The organism is Streptomyces sp. NPDC014891, assembly GCF_043081085.1.
Taxonomy (GTDB): domain Bacteria; phylum Actinomycetota; class Actinomycetes; order Streptomycetales; family Streptomycetaceae; genus Streptomyces.
Genome location: NZ_JBIBWF010000010.1, coordinates 91,085 through 111,456 on the forward strand (window position 1 = coordinate 91,085; position 20,372 = coordinate 111,456).

The following is a 20,372-nucleotide window of genomic DNA, read 5'->3' on the forward strand; positions in this document are numbered from 1 at the left end:
GACGATCGGTGCATGTCCGCCGCCGCTCGTGTCACCGACGCCGACGAACCGCCCGTGCGCAGGCTCTACCGGAGCGCCGACGGGCGGTGGCTCGGCGGTGTCGCGCGCGGCCTCGCGGGCCACCTCGGACTGCCGGTCGTCTGGGTCCGCACGGCCTTCGTGGTCATGTGCTTCCTGGACGGCCTCGGGATCCTCGTCTACGCGGCCTTCTGGATCGTCGTCCCGCTCGGCGTGGGCGGCCGGACCGCGCCGCGCCCCGTCTTCGAGACCACCCCCGACGGGCGCCGCAGACTCCGCAAGCCCGACCGCGGGCAGCTCTTCGCCCTCGTCGTGCTCGCCATAGGCGCCGCGCTCCTCGTCGCGAACATCAGCGTCGACGGCGAGTCCGGCCGGTACGTCTGGCCGCTGCTGCTCGTCGGCGGCGGTGTCGCCCTGGTCTGGCGCCAGGCGGACAACGCCCGCCGGGCCAGCTGGACCGAGCCCGGCCGCCGCACGCGCGCCCTCCAGCTCGCCCGCGGTCTGGTCGGCGTCGCCCTGGTCGGCGCCGGCCTCGCCGTCTTCGTGGTGGTCCGCGGATCGGTCGCCCAGCTCGGCACGGCCCTCACCGCCGCGGTCGCCGTCCTCACCGGCATCGCGCTGCTCTCCGGCCCCTGGCTGGTCCGGATGTCGCAGGACCTCACGGAGGAGCGGACCATGCGCATCCGCGCCCAGGAGCGCGCCGAGGTCGCCGCCCACGTCCACGACTCCGTGCTGCACACCCTCACCCTGATCCAGCGCAACGCGGAGGACGCGGGCGAGGTCCGCCGGCTCGCCCGCGCCCAGGAGCGCGAGCTGCGGAACTGGCTCTACAAGCCCGAGGGCACCGGCAGGGACGAGGAGCCGGAGACCCTCGCGGAGGCCGTGAAGAAGGCCGCGGCCGAGGTCGAGGACAAGCACGGCGTCCCCATCGAGGTGGTCGTCGTCGGCGACTGCCCGCTCGACGAGGGCCTGGTCGCGCAGATGCAGGCCGCGCGCGAGGCGATGGTCAACGCCGCGAAGTACGGTGGCGAGGGCGGGGCCGTCCAGGTGTACGCGGAGGTCGAGGGCCGCACGGTCTTCGTCTCGGTCCGCGACCGGGGCCCGGGTTTCGACCTGGACGCGGTCCCCGAGGACAGGATGGGCGTACGAGAATCGATCATCGGCCGGATGCAGCGCAACGGCGGCACGGCCCGGCTGCGGTCCGTGCCGGGCGGGGGCACCGAAGTGGAGCTTGAGATGGAGAGGGCGGACGGATGAGCGACGAGACCGTGGACGCGACCGGAACCGAGGCGGGGGCGGCGGGCACCGGACGCCGGGTGCGGGTGGTGCTCGTCGACGACCACCGGATGTTCCGCACCGGCGTGCAGGCCGAGATCGGCCGCACCGAGGTCACCGGCGTCGAGGTGGTCGGCGAGGCGGCCGACGTCGACCAGGCGGTCACCGTCATCACGGCGACCCGCCCCGAGGTCGTCCTCCTCGACGTGCACCTCCCGGGCGGCGGCGGGGTCGAGGTGCTGCGGCGCTGCGCGAGCCTGATGAGCGCGGCCGAGGACCCGGTCCGCTTCCTCGCCCTGTCCGTCTCGGACGCCGCCGAGGACGTCATCGGGGTGATCCGGGGCGGTGCCCGGGGCTATGTCACCAAGACCATCACCGGGACCGACCTGGTCGACTCGGTGTTCCGGGTCCAGGAGGGCGACGCCGTCTTCTCGCCCCGGCTGGCCGGCTTCGTCCTGGACGCCTTCGCGTCGACGGACGCGCCCCCGGTCGACGAGGACATGGACCGGCTGACCCAGCGGGAGCGGGAGGTGCTGCGGCTGATCGCCCGGGGGTACGCGTACAAGGAGATCGCCAAGCAGCTCTACATCTCGGTGAAGACGGTCGAGTCCCACGTCTCTGCGGTGCTGCGCAAGCTCCAGCTCTCCAACCGGCACGAGCTGACCCGCTGGGCCACCGCCCGGCGTCTGGTCTGAGCCGGGCCGCTCACCGCGTCCGGGCCGCTCAGCCCACCCGGGTCGCTCCCGCGAAGGGCATCTCGTCGATGGGGGCGATCCGCACCGGTGCGCCGGGGCGGGGGGCGTGGATCATCTGGCCGCCGCCGATGTAGAGCCCGACGTGGCTGATCCCGGAGTAGAAGAAGACCAGGTCGCCGGGGGCGAGCTGGGAGCGGGACACCCGCCGGCCCGCGTTGATCTGGGTGTAGGTGGTGCGCGGCAGTGTGACGCCCGCCGCGCGCCAGGCCGCCTGGGTGAGGCCCGAGCAGTCGTAGCCCGAGGGGCCGGTCGCCCCCCAGACGTACGGCTTGCCGAGCTGGGCGCGGGCGAAGGAGATGGCCTGGGAGGCCCGGCCGGCGGGTGCGGTCACCGGGGCCCGGTCGCCGCTTTCGCCGCTTCTGTCGCCCGAGGACCGGTCGGCCCGCACGGCGCCCGGTGCGGCGGCCGGGTCGGCGGCGCCCGTGCGGGCGTTCCCCGGGGAGGTGTTCCGGGCCGCCTCCGCGGCCTCGTAGCGGGCGCGCTCCTCGGCGGTCAGCCGGGCGAGCAGGGTCCGGGCGGCCCCGAGCTTGCCGAGGACGGCCGCCTTCTGCCGCCGCAGCTCCGCCTCGTGGCCGCGGAGCGACTCCAGGCGGCCCGCCGACTCGGCGCGCAGCCGCTGCACGGCGGCGAGCTCGTGCCGTACGGCGTCGACGGCGACCGCCTGCCGGTCCGCGGCCCGTTCGGCGCGCGCGGCCCGGTCCAGGTACTGGTCGGGGTCGGAGGTGAGGGCCAGCTGGACGGCGGGGTCGAGGCCTCCGGACCGGTACTGGGCGGCGGCCATCGACCCGAGCCCGTCCCGTGCGGTGTTGAGCCGCTGGGTCCTGCGGGCGGCCTCGTCGCGCAGCCGCTCGAAGGCGGCGCGGGCCTGGTCGGCCTTCTCCTTCGCGCCGTTGTACCGCTCGGTCGCGACCTCGGCCTCCTCGTAGAGGCGGTCGACCTTCTCCCTGACCTGGGCGGTGGTGGGGCGGGGCTCGGCGTGCCCGGACCCCTCGAAGAGCGTCGCGGTCGCGGCGGAGGCGAGGGCGAGGGTGGCGGCGGTGCGGCCCGCCTGGCCACCGAGGGGGGACTGCCGGGGTTTTCGGTGTGCTGCCACGAGGGCGCGTCACATCCTCTGCCTGGGGGACACGGGCCCGCCGGGCCGGCGGCGGGCCGCACAGGGGAGACGGACCGCCGCCGGGTTCTCGGCGGGATGACCGGCAACCGCCGGATCGCCGACGGTGGTGGGGAGCCGATCACCTGGTGAAGGACGCTAAACCTGGGGTCACTCCCCGGCGGGGTGATGACCGCTATTGGCGACACTTGGCCGCCGGTGACCGATGCCGTTCTCCCGGGGCACCGGGTCGGAGGGCATCGCGGCGACCCTGCGACCGAAGCGCGGGAGTGGGTGGACCCGGCCGGACGGCGGTGCTAGAGCCCCCGTTAGGCTCCGGCCCATGGACGTCCTCATCAATGTCTTCGTCGCCCTGCACATCATCGGTATCGCCTCCCTGCTGGGCGGCTTCCTCACCCAGATGAAGGCGATGGGGGCCGGCACGGCCCGTTTCAGCCCCGCGATGCTGCACGGCGCGCTCACCATGCTCGTCACCGGCGTCGCGCTCGTCGGCCTGAACCAGGCGGACGACCAGACCGTGAACAACCTCAAGGTCGGCATCAAGCTCGGGATCCTCGTCGTGATCCTCGCCCTCGTCTACGTCAAGCGCGACGAGGAGCGGGTCGACAAGGGCGTCTTCGCCGCCGTCGGCGGTCTGACCACGGCGAACATCTTCATCGCGACCCTCTGGACCTGACCTCCGGGGCCCGGCCCGGCACCCCTCCGGGCCGCGCCCGGCCGCCCCGGTGTGACCGGTACCGCAGCCCCTCGGGGAAGGCGGCTCCCGAAGGCGGGCCCGGATGTCGGTGGGGCGTCCTAGACTCGTGAGGCGATGAGCAGCCTCTTTGACGACAGCTTCCTGGCCGGCCTCCAGAACCACTCCTCGGAGGAGCCCCCGCCCCACCCCGAGGACCACGAGCACGGCTCCCCGGCCGGGGAGGACGTCCCGCACGACCTCTTCGGGGAGCACTTCGACGTGCCCCCGCCCGCCCGGGACACCCACTACCGCGACGGCGCCCCCCGCCCCGTCGTGGACACCGCCGCGCTCCTGGAGGGGCTGAACGAGCAGCAGCGCGCCGCCGTCGTCCACACCGACACCCCGCTGCTCATCGTCGCCGGCGCCGGATCGGGCAAGACCAGGGTCCTCACCCACCGCATCGCCCACCTGCTGGGCACCCGGCACATGCACCCCGGCCAGATACTGGCGATCACCTTCACCAACAAGGCCGCCGGCGAGATGAAGGAGCGCGTCGAGCAGCTCGTCGGCCCGCGCGCCAACGCCATGTGGGTGATGACCTTCCACAGCGCCTGCGTCCGCATCCTGCGCCGCGAGTCGAAGAAGCTCGGCTTCACGTCCTCCTTCTCGATCTACGACGCGGCGGACTCCAAGCGCCTGATGTCCCTGGTCTGCCGCGACCTGGACCTCGACCCGAAGAAGTTCCCGCCGAAGTCGTTCAGCGCCAAGATCTCCAACCTCAAGAACGAGCTGATCGACGAGGAGACCTTCGCCGACCAGGCCGTCGACGGCTTCGAGAAGACGCTCGCCGAGGCGTACCGGATGTACCAGGCGCGGCTGCGCGAGGCCAACGCGCTGGACTTCGACGACATCATCATGACGACGGTCCATCTGCTCCAGGCGTTCCCGGACGTCGCCGAGCACTACCGCCGCCGCTTCCGGCACGTCCTCGTCGACGAGTACCAGGACACCAACCACGCCCAGTACACCCTGGTGCGGGAGCTCGTCGGCACCGGCTACGAGGACCTCGGCCCCGCCGAGCTGTGCGTCGTCGGCGACGCCGACCAGTCGATCTACGCCTTCCGCGGCGCCACCATCCGCAACATCCTCCAGTTCGAGGAGGACTACCCGGACGCGACGACGATCCTCCTGGAGCAGAACTACCGCTCCACGCAGACGATCCTGTCCGCGGCGAACGCCGTCATCGAGCGCAACGAGTCCCGCCGCCCCAAGAACCTCTGGACGAACGCCGGCGCGGGTTCGCAGATCACGGGCTACGTCGCCGACACCGAGCACGACGAGGCCCAGTTCGTCGCCGACGAGATCGACCGGCTCACCGACACGGGCGCGGCCAAGGCGGGGGACGTCGCCGTCTTCTACCGGACGAACGCCCAGTCCCGTGTCTTCGAGGAGATCTTCATCCGCGTCGGCCTGCCCTACAAGGTCGTCGGCGGCGTCCGCTTCTACGAGCGCAAGGAGGTCCGGGACGTCCTCGCCTACCTGCGCGTCCTCGCCAACCCCGAGGACAACGTGCCGCTGCGCCGCATCCTCAACGTCCCCAAGCGGGGCATCGGCGAGCGCGCCGAGGCGATGATCGACGCCCTGTCGCTGCGCGAGAAGATCACCTTCCCGCAGGCCCTCAAGCGGGTCGACGAGGCGTACGGCATGGCCGCCCGTTCGGCCAACGCCGTCAAGCGGTTCAACGCCCTGATGGACGAGCTGCGCACGGTCGTCGAGTCCGGCGCCGGCCCCGCCGTCGTCCTGGAGGCGGTCCTGGAGCGGACCGGCTATCTGGCGGAGCTCCAGGCCTCCACCGACCCGCAGGACGAGACGCGGATCGAGAACCTCCAGGAACTCGCCGCCGTGGCCCTGGAGTTCGAGCAGGAGCGCGGCGAGGAGCCCGCCACCCTGGCCGAGTTCCTGGAGAAGGTCGCGCTCGTCGCCGACTCCGACCAGATCCCGGACGAGGACGAGGAGGGCCGGGGCGTCATCACCCTGATGACCCTGCACACCGCCAAGGGCCTGGAGTTCCCCGTGGTGTTCCTGACCGGCATGGAGGACGGCGTCTTCCCGCACATGCGCGCCCTCGGCCAGGCGAAGGAGCTGGAGGAGGAGCGGCGCCTCGCGTACGTGGGCATCACCCGCGCGCGGGAGCGGCTCTACCTGACGCGTTCGTCGATGCGCAGCGCGTGGGGCCAGCCCTCGTACAACCCGGCCTCGCGGTTCCTGGAGGAGATCCCGCCCGCCTACCTGGAGTGGAAGCGGACCGGTCCGATGGTGAAGCCCGCCGGGCCGACCTCGGGGATCACGTCCTCGCTGTCCTCCTCGCGGTCGCGCTCGGGCCCCTCCGGCTTCGCGACCCGGCGTGCGGGGGAGAAGCCGGTGATCTCCCTCCAGGTCGGCGACCGGGTGACGCACGACCAGTTCGGGCTCGGCACGGTCATGACGGTGACCGGCGCGGGTGCGGACGCCCAGGCGACGATCGACTTCGGCGACGAGAAGCCCAAGCGGCTGCTGCTGCGGTACGCGCCGGTCGAGAAGCTGTAGGGGTACGGGTGTACGGAGAAGGGCCCCGGCGGGAAGCCGGGGCCCTTCTCCGTACGCGTCCTCGGGGGGTTCAGGTCGTCGGGTCGAGACCGTGGGTGCGCAGCCAGGCCAGCGGGTCGATGGCGTAGCCCCCGCCCGGCCGGACCTCGAAGTGCAGGTGCGGGCCGGTGGAGTTGCCCGTGTCGCCGGAGTACGCGATGACGTCACCGGCCTTCACCTGGCCGTAGCGGATCTTGGCGCTGCTGAGGTGGCAGTACCAGGTCTCGGTGCCGTCCGGGGCGGTGACGATCACCATGTTGCCGTAGGCGCTGTTGATCTGGGTGCGGACGGTGCCGTCGGTCGCGGCCATCACGGGGGTGCCGCCCTGCACGGGGAAGTCGATGCCGGTGTGCACGGACATCCAGTTGATGCCGGACTGGCCGAAGCGCGCGCTGAGCCGGTGGAGTTGCACCGGAAGCGCGAACTTGGGACGCAGCGCCTCCTTGCGGGCCGCCTCCTCCTCGCGCTTCTTCTTGTCCGCGGCCTGGCGGGCCTTGAGGTCGATGCGCTCCTGGGTGCGGCTGGCGCGGTCGCCGAAGGAGCGGGCGTCGGCGCTGAGCGCGGCGAGCTGGGTGTCGAGCGCGTTGTTGGCGGCGACCTGCTTCACGGACGCCGGGTCGGCGGCGGCGAGCGCGGTCGTGTCCTCCTTCTTCGCGTTCTCCGCGCCGGCTCCGGTGAGCCCGCCGACGGAGGCGGCGGCGATGCCGGCGACTCCCATCACGCAGGCGGAGGGCACGGCGACGGTCAGCAGGGCGGACCGCTTGGCGGGGGTGCGGCGGCGGCCGCGGCCGCCGCCGGAGGGGGAGCGGCGCACGGGGCGGCCGGCGGGCGGGGCGTCCGTGCGGACCTCGACGGCGGGCTGGTCGTCGTACCCGGGGTCGGCGTCCTCGTGGGCGCGGCCCTCGTGGTCGTCGGCCGGTTCCTCGTGGTCCTCGTGGTCCTTGTGGTCACCGGCGTCGACCCGGTCGTGGACGGGGTCGGCCTCGTCCGGCTCCGCCGCGGTGCCCGCCTCGGCGTCGGGGACGTACGCGAACGCGAACTCCGCGGTGTGCTCGGGGACCGGCGTGTACTGGTGGGGGACGACCGGCTCGGCCTCGGGGGAGGCCGTGTTCCACGCGGTGGCGTCGTAGGCGCCGGTGTCGGTCGCGAAGGCGGGGGCGGCCCACTGGCCGGTCGCGTCGTAGGACTCGTACCCTCCCCCGAACTCCGTCGGGGAGGCGCCCCCCGCCCCCTGGGCGGCGTAGGCGGCGTGGACGGTCTCGTACTGGCCGGTGTGCTGGGCCTCGGTCCAGGCGGAGGCGTCCCACTGGCCCGTGGCGTCGTACGCGGGGGCGGTGCCGTGCTGCGCGGTCGTCGTGTCGTACGGCCCGGTCGTCGTCTCGTACGCGGTCGTCGAGGTCGCGTACGTGCCGGTGGTGTCGTAGGCGCCGGTGGTGTCCCACTGCCCGGTGGCGTTCCACTGGCCGGTCGTGTCGTAGGCGCCGGTGGCCTCGTACGGCGCGGCGGCCGTGGCGGTGGTGTAGTGGCCGGTCATGTCGTACGCGCCGGTCGCGTCGTACTGCGTGGTGTCGTACTGCCCGGTCGTCGTGCCGTACTGCTCCGCCGTCCCGTACGTGCCGGTGACGTCGTATCCGCCGAGGTTCCACTGTCCGCTCTGGTCCGCCCCGCCGTCGCCGTAGGCGCCGAAGAGAGGGTCGGTGGCGTAACTGCCGGTGGAGTGGGCGCCGTCTCCGACGTACCCGGCGTGGGGGTGCTGGTCGTTCACCAACGTCTCTCTCGCCTCGGCAGCAGGACCAGTCCGGGGCGGGCCCGACGAGGGGTGTCCCGGGGGTAAGCAGTGGCGCGACTGTACCCGGCGGTATGCGCAGCCGACAATCTTCGGCGGGGTTCGCGCCCGTAGGAAACGGGCAATCGGCCGTGTTTCGCCAGCTCACGGAGAGAGCTTTGGCCTTGTGTTCGAGGAACGTTCGAAGAACGGTCGCGGAGTGTCACGCCACGGACGTGGCGCCCGGCTCCTCCGCGGACGCTCCCGGGACCTCGGGGCCGTCCGCGTCGAGGGCCTCCCGGACCCCGGCGGCCACCGTCGGGTGCACCGGCAGCGCGAGATGGCCGATGCCGCTGACCCGCACGTCGTGCACCAGGAGGTCCGGGTGGTCGAGTCGCGCGGTCTCCACCGGCGCCATGATCTGGTCCATGTCGCTCCAGAAGCTCACGAACCTGGTCCGGCAGCCCGGCGACGGCGCGGCGAGCTCCCGCAGCACCTCCGAACCCGGCCGCATCTGCCGCACCAGCGGATGCGCGTCCGCGAGCGGTGCGACGGTCGTGCCGGAGTGCGGGGTGCCGAGCGTGACCAGGGTGCGCACCCGGCTGTCGCCGCCCAGCCGCTGGACGTAGTACCGGGCGATGAGACCGCCCAGGCTGTGGCCCACGATGTCGACCTCGGCGTGTCCGGTGCGGGCGCGGATCTCGTCCACCCGCCGCCCGAGGAGCTCCGCGGCGGCCCGCAGGTCGCAGGTGAGCGGAGAGTAGTTGAGGGACTCGACGCAGTCACGGCCGTTCCGGGTGAGGGAGCGTCGCAGGACGACGAAGACCGAGCGGTTGTCGACGAAGCCGTGCAGCAGGAGGACGGGACGGCGGCCGGGGGCGACCGACGGCGCGGGGGCGGGCGCGAGGCGCTCGGCCACGATCCCCGAGGGGTACAGCACGAGGTGCCCGGTGAGGATCGCGAGCTCCAGGGCGGTGGCCTTCATGAGGGCGGTGACCTTGGTGAACTCCACGGACGACCTCCCGTACCGCACGCGGGGCCGAACGGTACGGCGGTGCGCCGCGCTCCCGCGCCGTACGGACGGCGGCACGGAGGCGCGGCGACCTCGTCGCGGCTCCCTTCGCGACCGTGCCCCGCTTGCGGCTGGTGGGCCCAGGAGGAGGGCCCGAAAGCGGGGTACGACGCAGAGCGAACATGTCCCACGTGTGATTTCCCCCTCGCTCGCCACCGCGAAACAGCCGGGTGCGGGATGCTGGGGATAACGTTCGTTCACCTCCCCGGCAAAGACGCGCGGGGGTCGCATGTGGAGGCAGTGATGGGTGTGACCGGTCCGATCCGCGTGGTGGTGGCCAAGCCGGGTCTCGACGGCCACGATCGCGGGGCCAAGGTGATCGCGCGGGCACTCCGCGACGCCGGTATGGAGGTCATCTACACCGGTCTCCACCAGACGCCCGAACAGATCGTCGACACCGCGATCCAGGAGGACGCCGACGCGATCGGGCTGTCCATCCTCTCGGGCGCGCACAACACGCTGTTCGTGAAGGTCCTGGAGCTCCTCAAGGACCGCGACGCCGAGGACATCAAGGTCTTCGGCGGCGGCATCATCCCCGAAGGGGACATCGCGCCGCTGAAGGAGAAGGGCGTCGCGGAGATCTTCACCCCGGGCGCGACGACCGCGTCCATCGTCGACTGGGTGAACGCGAACGTGCGCGTGGCCGCTTAGTCCGTTCGGGTGATTCCCGCGTTCACGCGGCGCCGTGCGCCTCGGCGCGGTGGCGTGCGGTCGGCGGGCGGCGCCGCCCGGCTCGGTGGGCCCTTCCCCGGGGGAGGGCCCTTCGTCCTGCCGGGGCGGGAGCCCTCCGGGAGGGTCCACCGCCAGGGGCGAACCCCTCTCACCCCGCCGCGTCCGTGAGTTCGGCGCGCATCGCCTCGCGCAGCCGCAGCGTGGACACCAGGCGCTGGAACGCCTCGGACCAGTAGCCGCCCGCTCCGGGCGAGACGTCGTCCGCCTCCTCGGGACGGGCCGTCAGGGACTCCAGCTGCCGGGCCGCCTCCGGTGCGAGGCAGCGCTCCGCGAGCCCCATCACCCCGCTGAAGCTCCACGGGTAACTGCCCGCCTCCCGCGCGATGTCGAGAGCGTCGACCACCGCCCCGCCGAGCGGCTCCGCCCACGGCACCTCACAGACGCCGAGCAGCTGGAACGCCTCCGACAGGCCGTGGGCCGCGATGAACGAACCGACCCAGCGGGCCCGTTCGCCGGCCGGCAGCGTCGCGAGGAGCTGCGCCCGCTCGGCCAGCGACGAGGTGCCGGGGCCCGTCGCGGGCGGTGTCGCGGGGGACCCCAGCAGGGCACGCGACCAGTCCGCGTCCCGCTGGCGCACGGCCGCCCGGCACCAGGCCGCGTGCAGTTCGGCCTGCCAGTCGTCGCCGACCGGAAGCGCCACGATCTCCTCCGGGCCGCGACCCCCGAACCTCGCGGGCCAGCAGGACAGCGGCGCCGCCTCGACGAGCTGGCCCAGCCACCAGGACCGCTCGCCCCGCCCGGCGGGCGGCACCGCCACGAGGCCGTCCCGCTGCATCGCCGGGTCGCACTCGTGCGGCGCCTCCACGGCGATCGTCGGCGACCCCGCCGTCCGGTCGAGCCCGACGCACGCTACCGCCCGGCCCGCCATCCGGCCTGCGAGCGCCGAGGCGGGGAGGGCGGAGAGCAGTTCGGCGGCGGTCGCGCGGACGTTACGGCTGCGGTCCCCGAGGGCCTCCTCCAGGAACTCCTCGTCCGCATCGCGCAGTCCGGTCCGCAGCGAGTCGAGGAACATCAGCCGGTCCTCCGCCCGCTCGGCGGACCAGGTGGACGCGAGGAGGGCGAGACCGGCCGCCGGATCCTTCGCCCGTACGGCGCCGAGCAGGGCGACCCGCTCGGCGAACAGGCCCTCGTCCCACAGGGCTTGCACACCCTCCGCGTCCCCGGGGTCCGGGAGGGAGCTGCCCGCTCCCGCGCCGCGCAGGGCGAACCGCCACTCCGGGTTGAGCCGGGCCAGCCACAGGCCGCGCGGGCCGGCCAGCCGGAGGGCCTGGGGCCGCAGATCGGTGCGGGCCCGGGCCGCGTCGAGGAGGGCGGGCAGCGTGGCGGACGGCGCCCGGTAGCCGCGCTCGTTGGCGAGGGCGAGCCACTGCGGGAGCAGCTCGGCCAGGTCGGGCGCGGCGCCGCGCCGCCCGGCGGGCGAGGGCGCGGCCCGCCCGGCGAGCAGCTGGTCGAGCCGGCGCCGCGCCGCCCCGGGCAGCGGTCTCCGGTGGTCCTCGGGCGCGGGCTCGGGCGGTGGGGCGGCGGGACCGGGCCGCAGTCCCGCCCTGCGCCGCACGGTGTGCAGCGCGGCGGCGTCGAGCAGGGCGCCCGGCAGCGCGGGCCCGGGCAGCCCGGCGAGACCGGCGGGGACCCGCCGGTCGGTGCCGAGGAGGGCCGAGGTGACGAGCTCCTCCCAGGCTCCCGCCTCCGCGCGGTGAGCGGTGCCGCCGGTGGCCGCGGAGGCCTCCGGGAGGAGCGCGTCGGTCGTGGGCGTCGTCGGTGTCGGCAGTGTTGTCGGTGTCGGTAGTGTCGTCGGTTTCGTGTCCGGCTCCATCGGGGTCCTCCGGTCGGGGGGTGTGCCGTGGGCGGGGGGCGTACCGGGCGTCATATGAGAGGGACCGTTTCTCCCGGAGCCTCCGGCGACCAGGCGGCCAGCGGGGTGAACCCCCGGTGCCCGCACTCCCCGAAGACCGTCACCGGAGCCCCGCCGGACAGCGCGACCAGGCGCCAGAGCCCGGGACGGGACTGGGCGGACGCGGTCAGCGGCAGCGCCTCCCGGCCGTCCGCGTCGGCGAGTTGCCAGCCGTACTCCGCGCGCGCGGGGACGACGCCGCTCAGCGTCACGGGCCAGGAGTCCAGCCACGGGTCCTCGCACAGCGCCCGGCCGTAGGAGTCGAGGGCCGCGCCCACCGGTCCGCCCGGCGGCGGGACGACGGGGACGTCGACCGGGGCGAACTCCTCGCCGGGCTCCGCGCGCAGCTGGCCGGCCCCCGCGTGCGGGGTCAACTCGCCGTCGAGAACGGCGCCCACGGGCAGGGCGAGGCGGGGCGCCCGCCCCGCCGCGCCGAAGGACAGCAGGAGCGCGGTGCGTCCGCTCGCCGTGCCGTGCAGCCAGATGCGCCGGGTGGTCAGCCGGGCGTCGGCCGCGTCGTACTGCGCGAGCACCAGCCAGTGGTCGCGCACCGGGGCGCCGTCGAGCGGGGCGGTGAGGCCGACCCGGGTCCGCACGGTCGTCGCGAGGGGCCCGGGCAGCCGGTCGGCGGCGAGCCAGGCGCGGCCGAGGAGACGGGTCAGCGCGGACTCCTCCAGGAGCCGCACCGGCCAGCCGGGTCCGGAGCCCGGTATCGCCCCCAGCTCCCTGACCCGGCCCGCGAGCCCCGGCGCCTGCGCGTCGACCATCCGGGCCGCCGTCTCCTCCCACAGTCCGTATCCCCGCTGCTCGGCCGCCGCGAGACCGCCGCGCAGCAGGTCGGCGAGCCGCTGCTCCAACTCCTCGGCGCCCGAGGTGATCCGGGCGGCCCGGCGCTCCGCCCTGCGGCGCGCCGCCTCGGGGTCCGCCGGTCCCGTGCCGCCGCCCCCGGTCCGCCGGTCCGCGCCGCCGCCCGGCGCGCGCCGGGCCGCGAGCCATCGGCCGGCCCAGTCGGGCGCGGTCGTGCCGCCGCCCTCCGAGCCGTCCGCGGCGTGCAGCAGGAGCAGGCCGAGTGCGTGCTTGCACGGCAGCTTGCGGCTGGGGCACTCGCACAGGTACGCGGGCCCGGTCGTGTCGACGACCGTCCGGTACGGCACGCGGCCGCTCCCCTTGCACAGGCCCCAGACCGCGCCGTCACCGCTGCCCCGCCCCGACCACGGTCCGGCCGTCCCGAGTCTGCCTCCCGCTCTGCGCGAGGCGTCGTCAGGAGCCAGTGCCAGCACCTGTTCGGACGTCCAGCGCACCCCCATGGCATTCATGTCTCCGACGGTAGAGGCCGCCACTGACAACGCCGGCGGCCCGGCGGCCTGGCCCCTCCGGAGACCCCGGCGAAGATCGCTTTACCCTTCCTTTACTATCGTCGGGCGGGATCAACCGACCCGCGCGAACCACCCAGGGGGAACCCGTATGAAGCGCACCGCCCGCACCGCCGTCTCGGCCCTCGCCGTCGCCGGCCTCGCCCTCGGTCTCGGCGCCTGTTCCGAGGCCGCGGAGAAGGCCGTCGACCAGGTCGACAAGTCCGTGACCGAGTCCTACGAGGTCACCTACGAGGTCAGCGGCCAGGGCATCGAGTCCATCGACTACCACGCGGGCGGGGGCACCGCGATGGAGCCGAAGACCGAGTCGGAGAAGAAGCCGACCACGCCGTGGAAGAAGACGGTGACGCTGAAGGGCATCATGCCGCCGGCCGTCATTCCGGTCTCGCTGACCCCGGCCGACCTCACCTGCAAGGTCATCTACCAGGGCAAGGTCATCAAGGAGGCCAAGGCCGAGGCGGCCATGGCCGGCGGCTGCGTCGCCGTCTCCCCGGTCGTGGGCTGACCCGAGCGCCCTGGAGCGGCCCTCGCGGACTGACTTCCCCTCACCTCCCCAACAGCCCCTGACCAGCGGTGACTCCGATTGTCAGTGGCATGGTGCACGGTGGATCCCACAGCAGATCGAACGATCTGGAGGGGGATCCATGACCGTGCCCGAAACCATCGCGCAGCCCCGGTCCGGTGCCGAGACGGACACCGGACCGGGCGGGCCGCAGGCCGCGACCGAGGTCCTGCGGCCGCACGCGGAGCACGCCTTCGCCGACGAACTCGCCGCGCTCGCCGCGGCCGACGACCGTCCCCGCCCCGCCCGCTGGCGCCTCTCGCCGTGGGCCGTCGCCACCTACCTCCTCGGCGGCACCCTCCCCGACGGGACGGTGATCACCCCCAAGTACGTGGGCCCGCGCCGCATCGTCGAGGTCGCCGTCACCACCCTGGCCACCGACCGGGCGCTGCTCCTGCTCGGAGTCCCCGGCACCGCCAAGACCTGGGTCTCCGAGCACCTCGCCGCCGCCGTCAGCGGGGACTCGACCCTCCTCGTCCAGGGCACCGCCGGCACCCCCGAGGAGGCCGTGCGGTACGGCTGGAACTACGCCCGACTGCTGGCCCACGGCCCCAGCAGGGACGCCCTCGTGCCGAGCCCCGTCATGCGGGCGATGGCCCGGGGCATGACCGCGCGCGTGGAGGAGCTCACCCGCATCCCCGCCGACGTGCAGGACACGCTCATCACGATCCTGTCCGAGAAGACCCTGCCCCTGCCCGAGCTCGGCGAGGAGGTCCAGGCGGTCCCCGGATTCAACCTGATCGCCACGGCCAACGACCGGGACCGGGGCGTCAACGAGCTCTCCAGCGCGCTGCGCCGCCGCTTCAACACGGTGGTCCTGCCGCTGCCCGCGACCCCCGAGGCGGAGGTCGACATCGTCGCCCGCCGGGTCGAGCAGCTCGGTCGTTCCCTCGCGCTGCCGGCCGTACCGGACGGCGTCGACGAGATCCGCCGGGTCGTCACCGTCTTCCGCGAACTGCGCGACGGGGTCACCGCCGACGGCCGGACGCGGGTCAAGTCCCCCTCGGGGACGCTCTCCACGGCCGAGGCCATCTCGGTCGTCACCGGCGGACTCGCGCTCGCCGCCCACTTCGGCGACGGGGTCCTGCGCCCCGGGGACATCGCGGCGGGCATCCTCGGCGCGGTGGTCCGCGACCCCGCGGCCGACCGGGTCGTCTGGCAGGAGTACCTGGAGACCGTGGTCAGAGAGCGGGACGGCTGGAAGGACTTCTACCGCGCCTGCCGCGAGGTGAGCGGATGACGTCCGCGCCCACGGGCCGCCCGGAGCCCGCGTCCGCGTCCACGGCCGACTCCCGTACCACCTCCACCCTCACCCCCACGCCCGCCCTCCCCTCGCCGGCCGCTCCCGCGCGCGCGTCCGCGGTGCGCGCCGGGGCCGCCCCCGGCGGCGGCCCGCTCCTGCTCGGGGTGCGGCACCACGGGCCCGGGTCCGCGCGGGGAGTGCGGGCCGCGCTCGACGCGGCGGAGCCCGCCGTCGTCCTCATCGAGGGCCCCACCGAGGCCGACGCCCTCGTCGCCCTCGCCGCCGACCCCGCCATGCGGCCGCCCGTCGCCCTCCTCGCCCACGCCGTGGACGACCCCGGCCGGGCCGCCTTCTGGCCGATGGCCGCGTTCTCACCCGAGTGGGTCGCCCTCCGCTGGGCCCTCGACCGGGGCGCCGCCGTGCGGTTCGTCGACCTGCCGGCCGCGCACACCCTGGCCGCCGACCCCACCTGGGACGACGGCGACGACGGGGAGGAGGGGGCCTCCGGGAGCGGCCCACCGGTCGACCCCGTCGCCGAACTCGCCGCGGCCGCCGGATACGAGGACGCCGAGCGCTGGTGGGAGGACGCCGTCGAACTGCGCGGCGGCGAGGACCCCACCGCCCCCTTCGAGGCGCTCGCCGAGGCGATGGGAGCCCTCCGCGAGGCCCACGGGCACGGCGGACACCCCCGCGACCTCGTCCGCGAGGCCCACATGCGCATCCGGCTGCGCGCGGCCCGCAAGGAGTTCGGCGACGACGCCGTCGCCGTCGTGTGCGGCGCCTGGCACGTCCCCGCCCTCACCCGGAGGACGACCGTCGCCGCCGACCGGGCCCTGCTCAAGGGCCTGCCCAAGGTGAAGACCGAGACGACCTGGGTCCCCTGGACCCACCGCAGGCTCGCCCGCCGCTCCGGATACGGCGCGGGGATCGCCTCACCCGGCTGGTACGCCCACCTCTTCGCCGCCCCCGACCGGCCCGTCGAGCGGTGGATGACCCGGGTCGCCGGACTCCTCAGGGCCGAGGACCACCCGGTCTCGCCCGCGCACGTGATCGAGGCCGTCCGGCTCGCCGAAGGCCTCGCCGCCCTCCGCGGCCGCCCGCGCCCCGGCCTCGACGAGACGACCGACGCCGTCCGCGCCGTGCTCTGCGAGGGCTCCGACGTGCCCCTCGACCTCGTCCGGGACCGCCTCGTCGTCGGCGACGTCCTCGGCGAGGTCCCGGCCGGCGCCCCTGCCGTCCCCCTCCAGCGCGACCTGGCCCGCCGTCAGCGCACCCTGCGCCTCAAGCCGGAGGCCGCCGAGCGCGACCTCGACCTCGACCTCCGCAAGGACACGGACGGGGAGCGCAGCCGGCTCCTGCACCGGCTGCGGCTCCTCGGTGTCGGCTGGGGCGAGCCGTCCACCGGCCGCTCCGGCACCGGCACCTTCCGGGAGGGCTGGCGGCTGCGCTGGGAGCCCGAACTGCACGTCCGGGTCGCCGAGGCCGGCGTCTGGGGCACCACCGTCGAGGCCGCCGCCACCGCCCGGGCGCGGTCCCGGGCGACGGGGGCGGCGACCCTCGCCGACATCACCACCCTCGCCGAGCAGTGCCTCCTCGCCGGACTCGGCGACGCCCTGCCCGTCGTCATGCGGACGCTCGCCGACCGGGCGGCGCTCGACACCGACGTCTCCCATCTCGCCCAGGCCCTTCCCGCGCTCGCCCGCGCCCTGCGCTACGGCGACGTCCGGGGCACCCGGACGGAGGCCCTCGCCGAGGTCGCCGCCGGCCTCGCCGAACGGATCTGCGTCGGCCTGCCGCCAGCCTGCGCGGGGCTCGACCCCGACGCGGCCGCCGCCATGCGCGAGCGGATCGACGAGGTGCACCGGGCCCTCGCCCTGCTGCCCGGGGCGGCCGGGCTCGCCGACCGCTGGGCCGGCGTCCTTCGCCGCCTCGCCGACCGCGACCGGATCCCGGGCGTCCTCCGTGGCCGGGCCGCCCGGCTGCTGCTCGACGAGGGCCGGATCGCCGTCGACGAGGCCGCCGTCCTCATGAGCCGCGCCCTCTCGCCCGGCACCCCGCCGCCCGACGCCGCCGCCTGGATCGACGGATTCGCCGGCGGGGCCTCCGGCGGCGGGCTGCTCCTGGTCCACGACGAACGGCTCCTCGGACTGGTCGACGCCTGGCTCACGGGCGTCCCGGCGGAGGCCTTCGGCGACGTCCTGCCGCTGCTGCGGCGCACCTTCGCCGGGTACGAGCCCGGGGTGCGCCGCACGCTCGGGGAACTGGTCGCCCGCGGCCCGGGGACCGGCGGGCCCGGCCACGCCCTGCCGGGCGTCCCCGGCTTCGCGGCCGACCCCGACCCGGCCCGGGCGGACGCCGTACTGCCCGTCCTCCATCTCGTCCTCGGCACGGAGGTCCTCGTATGAGCACCGGCACGACCACCGGCACCACCCCGGGCGGCACCACGGGACCGCTCGCCGGACCCCTCGCCGGACCGCGGGCGGGGACCGCGGACGACGAGCGGCTGCGCCGCTGGCGGCTCGTCCTCGGCGGCGGGGAGGCCGACGGCACCGGCCGCGCGCTGACCGGCACCGACGCCGCCATGGACGGCGCCCTGACCGCGCTCTACGGCGCCAAGGGACCGGGCGAGCGCGCCGGGCGGGAGCGCTCGGCCGGACTGGGGGCCTCGGCGCCCTCCGTCGCCCGCTGGCTCGGCGACATCCGCACGTACTTCCCCCGGTCCGTCGTCCAGGTCATGCAGCGCGACGCGATCGACCGGCTCGGGCTCGCCACCCTGCTCCTGGAGCCGGAGATGCTGGAGGCCGTCGAGGCGGACGTCCACCTCGTCGGCACGCTGCTCTCCCTCCACAAGGCCATGCCCGAGACGACCAGGGAGACCGCGCGGGCCGTCGTCCGCAAGGTCGTCGACGACCTGGAGAAGCGCCTCGCCGCCCGCACCCGCGCGACCCTCACCGGCGCGCTCGACCGCTCCGCCCGGATCAGCCGCCCGCGCCACCGGGACATCGACTGGGACCGGACGATCCGCGCCAACCTGGCCCACTACCTGCCCGACCACCGCACCGTCGTCCCCGAGCGGTTGATCGGCCACGGGCGTGCCTCGCAGGCGATCCGGAAGGAGGTCGTGCTCTGCGTCGACCAGTCCGGCTCCATGGCCGCCTCCGTCGTCCACGCCTCCGTCTTCGGCGCCGTGCTCGCCTCCATGCGGTCGATCGCCACCCGGCTCGTCGTCTTCGACACCGCCGTCGTCGACCTGACCGACCGGCTCGACGACCCCGTCGACGTCCTCTTCGGCACCCAGCTCGGCGGCGGCACCGACATCAACCGCGCCCTCGCCCACTGCCAGTCGAAGATCACCCGGCCCGCCGACACGGTCGTCGTCCTCATCAGCGACCTGTACGAAGGGGGCATCCGCGACGAGATGCTGAAGCGGGTCGCGGCGATGAAGGCCTCGGGCGTCCAGTTCATCGCCCTGCTCGCGCTCTCCGACGAGGGCGCCCCGGCCTACGACCGCGACCACGCGGCGGCGCTCGCCGCGCTCGGCGCCCCCGCCTTCGCCTGCACGCCCGACCTGTTCCCGGAGATCATGGCCGCCGCCCTGGAGAAGCGCCCGCTGCCGATACCCGCGGTCTGACGGCCCCGGCACGCCCGCCCCATCCGCCGCCCCGTCCGTCCCGTGGGCGTCCGGAGGCCTCCGGGGCGGCGGATGCGGAATCCGTCGTCGCCGGACCACCCGCTCGGGTGTTCCACGCCTCATTGAGTCCCATATCACAGAGGTCTCCAGGCGGCCCTCACCCGTGCTCCCGGCGCGTCGTGAGGGGCCGGGAGGCCAGGCCCCGCCTGCCGCGGAGGCCGCGCGGCAGCCCTCCGCGGCCCCCGCCGGCGACCCCGTGGCCCCTACACCCTGTGACCCGTATCACCGCTCCGTTGTGATCTGCGATTTAGGGACCCACGGCCCTCGGCGATAACCTGCGAGACGGACATGCCGCGTCCACGGACACCGTGTACGCCTCCCTTGTGACAGTGCAGTCACGTTGCCCTCCGCGGCACGCCCACGCAGACAACGAACCGCGATCATCAGAAAAGGGACGGACGCGCGTGGACCTGTTCGAGTACCAGGCGAGGGACCTCTTCGCCAAGCACGGTGTACCGGTGCTGGCCGGTGAAGTCATCGACACGCCTGAGGCGGCGCGCGAGGCCACCGAGCGTCTTGGCGGCAAGTCGGTCGTCAAGGCGCAGGTGAAGGTCGGTGGCCGCGGCAAGGCCGGCGGCGTGAAGCTGGCGGCGAACCCGGACGAGGCCGTCGCCCGCGCGACGGACATCCTCGGCATGGACATCAAGGGCCACACGGTCCACAAGGTGATGATCGCCGAGCTGTCCCCGGAGATCGAGGCCGAGTACTACGTCTCGTACCTCCTCGACCGCACCAACCGCACCTTCCTCGCGATGGCGTCGGTGCAGGGCGGCATGGACATCGAGGAGGTCGCGGAGAAGACCCCCGAGGCCCTCGCGAAGGTCCCGGTCAACGCCGTGGACGGCGTCGACATCGAGAAGGCCCGCGAGATCGTGGCCCTGGCGAAGTTCCCGGCCGACGTGGCCGAGGGCGTCGCCGAGGCCCTGGTGACCCTGTGGAAGACCTTCGTCGCCGAGGACGCGCTCCTCGTCGAGGTCAACCCGCTGGTCAAGACCAAGGACGGCCGCATCCTCGCCCTGGACGGCAAGGTGTCTCTCGACGAGAACGCCGACTTCCGCCAGCCCGACCACGAGGCGCTCGAGGACAAGGCCGCAGCCAACCCGCTCGAGGCTGCCGCCAAGGCCAAGAACCTCAACTACGTCAAGCTCGAGGGCGAGGTCGGCATCATCGGAAACGGTGCCGGTCTGGTCATGTCGACCCTGGACGTCGTCGCGTACGCCGGTGAGAACCACGGCGGCGTGAAGCCGGCCAACTTCCTCGACATCGGCGGCGGCGCCTCCGCCGAGGTCATGGCGAACGGCCTGGAGATCATCCTGGGCGACCCGGACGTCAAGTCCGTGTTCGTCAACGTCTTCGGTGGCATCACCGCCTGTGACGAGGTCGCCAACGGCATCGTCCAGGCCCTGGAGCTCCTCGCCTCGAAGGGCGAAGAGGTCACCAAGCCGCTGGTCGTGCGCCTCGACGGCAACAACGCGGAGCTGGGTCGCAAGATCCTGTCGGACGCGAACCACCCGCTCGTGCAGCGTGTGGACACCATGGACGGCGCGGCCGACAAGGCCGCCGAGCTCGCGGCTGCGAAGTAA

At 74.4% G+C, this 20,372-nt stretch carries 15 protein-coding genes; 10 read left to right on the forward strand and 5 right to left on the reverse strand.

Annotated features, from left to right (window positions below):
- The first annotated feature begins 12 nt into the window (after positions 1-12).
- Positions 13-1,275, forward strand: a complete 1,263-nt coding sequence (locus ACF09E_RS26960; RefSeq protein WP_392207727.1) for a PspC domain-containing protein — start codon at positions 13-15, stop codon at positions 1,273-1,275.
- The gene (locus ACF09E_RS26965; protein WP_148005820.1) at positions 1,272-1,988 is read left to right on the forward strand and encodes a response regulator transcription factor; all 717 of its coding nucleotides are present in this window, start codon (positions 1,272-1,274) and stop codon (positions 1,986-1,988) included. Before ACF09E_RS26960 ends, ACF09E_RS26965 begins: the two co-directional genes overlap by 4 nt.
- 28 nt (positions 1,989-2,016) lie before the next feature.
- Here ACF09E_RS26965 and ACF09E_RS26970 read toward each other — a convergent pair whose 3' ends face one another.
- On the reverse strand, positions 2,017-3,141 hold the full coding sequence (locus ACF09E_RS26970) for an NlpC/P60 family protein (RefSeq protein ID WP_392207729.1): 1,125 nt from the start codon (positions 3,139-3,141) through the stop codon (positions 2,017-2,019).
- 340 nt (positions 3,142-3,481) lie between these two features.
- Here ACF09E_RS26970 and ACF09E_RS26975 point away from each other — a divergent pair, with 340 nt between their 5' ends.
- The gene (locus ACF09E_RS26975) at positions 3,482-3,835 is read left to right on the forward strand and encodes a hypothetical protein (protein WP_361855117.1); all 354 of its coding nucleotides are present in this window, start codon (positions 3,482-3,484) and stop codon (positions 3,833-3,835) included.
- 135 nt (positions 3,836-3,970) lie between these two features.
- Complete coding sequence (gene pcrA, locus ACF09E_RS26980) at positions 3,971-6,421, forward strand: DNA helicase PcrA (protein ID WP_392207731.1); 2,451 nt, start codon at positions 3,971-3,973, stop codon at positions 6,419-6,421.
- Between the two features lie 70 nt (positions 6,422-6,491).
- Here pcrA and ACF09E_RS26985 read toward each other — a convergent pair whose 3' ends face one another.
- Together ACF09E_RS26985 and ACF09E_RS26990 are read right to left on the reverse strand one after the other, a co-directional pair.
- On the reverse strand, positions 6,492-8,228 hold the full coding sequence (locus tag ACF09E_RS26985; RefSeq protein WP_392207733.1) for a M23 family metallopeptidase: 1,737 nt from the start codon (positions 8,226-8,228) through the stop codon (positions 6,492-6,494).
- Between the two features lie 220 nt (positions 8,229-8,448).
- Positions 8,449-9,210, reverse strand: coding sequence for a lipase family alpha/beta hydrolase (locus ACF09E_RS26990; RefSeq protein ID WP_392208112.1), 762 nt, complete (start codon positions 9,208-9,210; stop codon positions 8,449-8,451).
- Between the two features lie 330 nt (positions 9,211-9,540).
- Here ACF09E_RS26990 and ACF09E_RS26995 point away from each other — a divergent pair, with 330 nt between their 5' ends.
- Positions 9,541-9,948, forward strand: a complete 408-nt coding sequence (locus ACF09E_RS26995; protein ID WP_030318509.1) for a cobalamin B12-binding domain-containing protein — start codon at positions 9,541-9,543, stop codon at positions 9,946-9,948.
- Between the two features lie 169 nt (positions 9,949-10,117).
- On the opposite strand, the gene ACF09E_RS27000 is transcribed toward ACF09E_RS26995, so the two are convergent.
- Both ACF09E_RS27000 and ACF09E_RS27005 read right to left on the reverse strand, forming a co-directional pair.
- Complete coding sequence (locus ACF09E_RS27000) at positions 10,118-11,842, reverse strand: DUF5691 domain-containing protein (RefSeq protein WP_392207735.1); 1,725 nt, start codon at positions 11,840-11,842, stop codon at positions 10,118-10,120.
- Positions 11,843-11,892: 50 nt separating this feature from the next.
- Positions 11,893-13,236 (reverse strand): SWIM zinc finger family protein, encoded by a 1,344-nt coding sequence (locus ACF09E_RS27005; protein ID WP_392207737.1) that lies wholly within the window; start codon positions 13,234-13,236, stop codon positions 11,893-11,895.
- A gap of 148 nt (positions 13,237-13,384) precedes the next feature.
- Between ACF09E_RS27005 and ACF09E_RS27010 the strand changes: the two genes are divergently transcribed.
- The 5 genes from ACF09E_RS27010 (at position 13,385) to sucC (ending at position 20,372) form a co-directional block, all read left to right on the forward strand.
- On the forward strand, positions 13,385-13,798 hold the full coding sequence (locus ACF09E_RS27010; RefSeq protein ID WP_392207739.1) for a hypothetical protein: 414 nt from the start codon (positions 13,385-13,387) through the stop codon (positions 13,796-13,798).
- A 139-nt stretch (positions 13,799-13,937) separates the two neighbouring features.
- Positions 13,938-15,095 (forward strand): AAA family ATPase, encoded by a 1,158-nt coding sequence (locus tag ACF09E_RS27015; protein WP_392207741.1) that lies wholly within the window; start codon positions 13,938-13,940, stop codon positions 15,093-15,095.
- The gene (locus ACF09E_RS27020) at positions 15,092-17,503 is read left to right on the forward strand and encodes a DUF5682 family protein (RefSeq protein WP_392207743.1); all 2,412 of its coding nucleotides are present in this window, start codon (positions 15,092-15,094) and stop codon (positions 17,501-17,503) included. Before ACF09E_RS27015 ends, ACF09E_RS27020 begins: the two co-directional genes overlap by 4 nt.
- On the forward strand, positions 17,500-18,729 hold the full coding sequence (locus tag ACF09E_RS27025; protein ID WP_392207745.1) for a VWA domain-containing protein: 1,230 nt from the start codon (positions 17,500-17,502) through the stop codon (positions 18,727-18,729). Before ACF09E_RS27020 ends, ACF09E_RS27025 begins: the two co-directional genes overlap by 4 nt.
- A 464-nt stretch (positions 18,730-19,193) precedes the next feature.
- Complete coding sequence (sucC, locus tag ACF09E_RS27030; protein WP_033210588.1) at positions 19,194-20,372, forward strand: ADP-forming succinate--CoA ligase subunit beta; 1,179 nt, start codon at positions 19,194-19,196, stop codon at positions 20,370-20,372.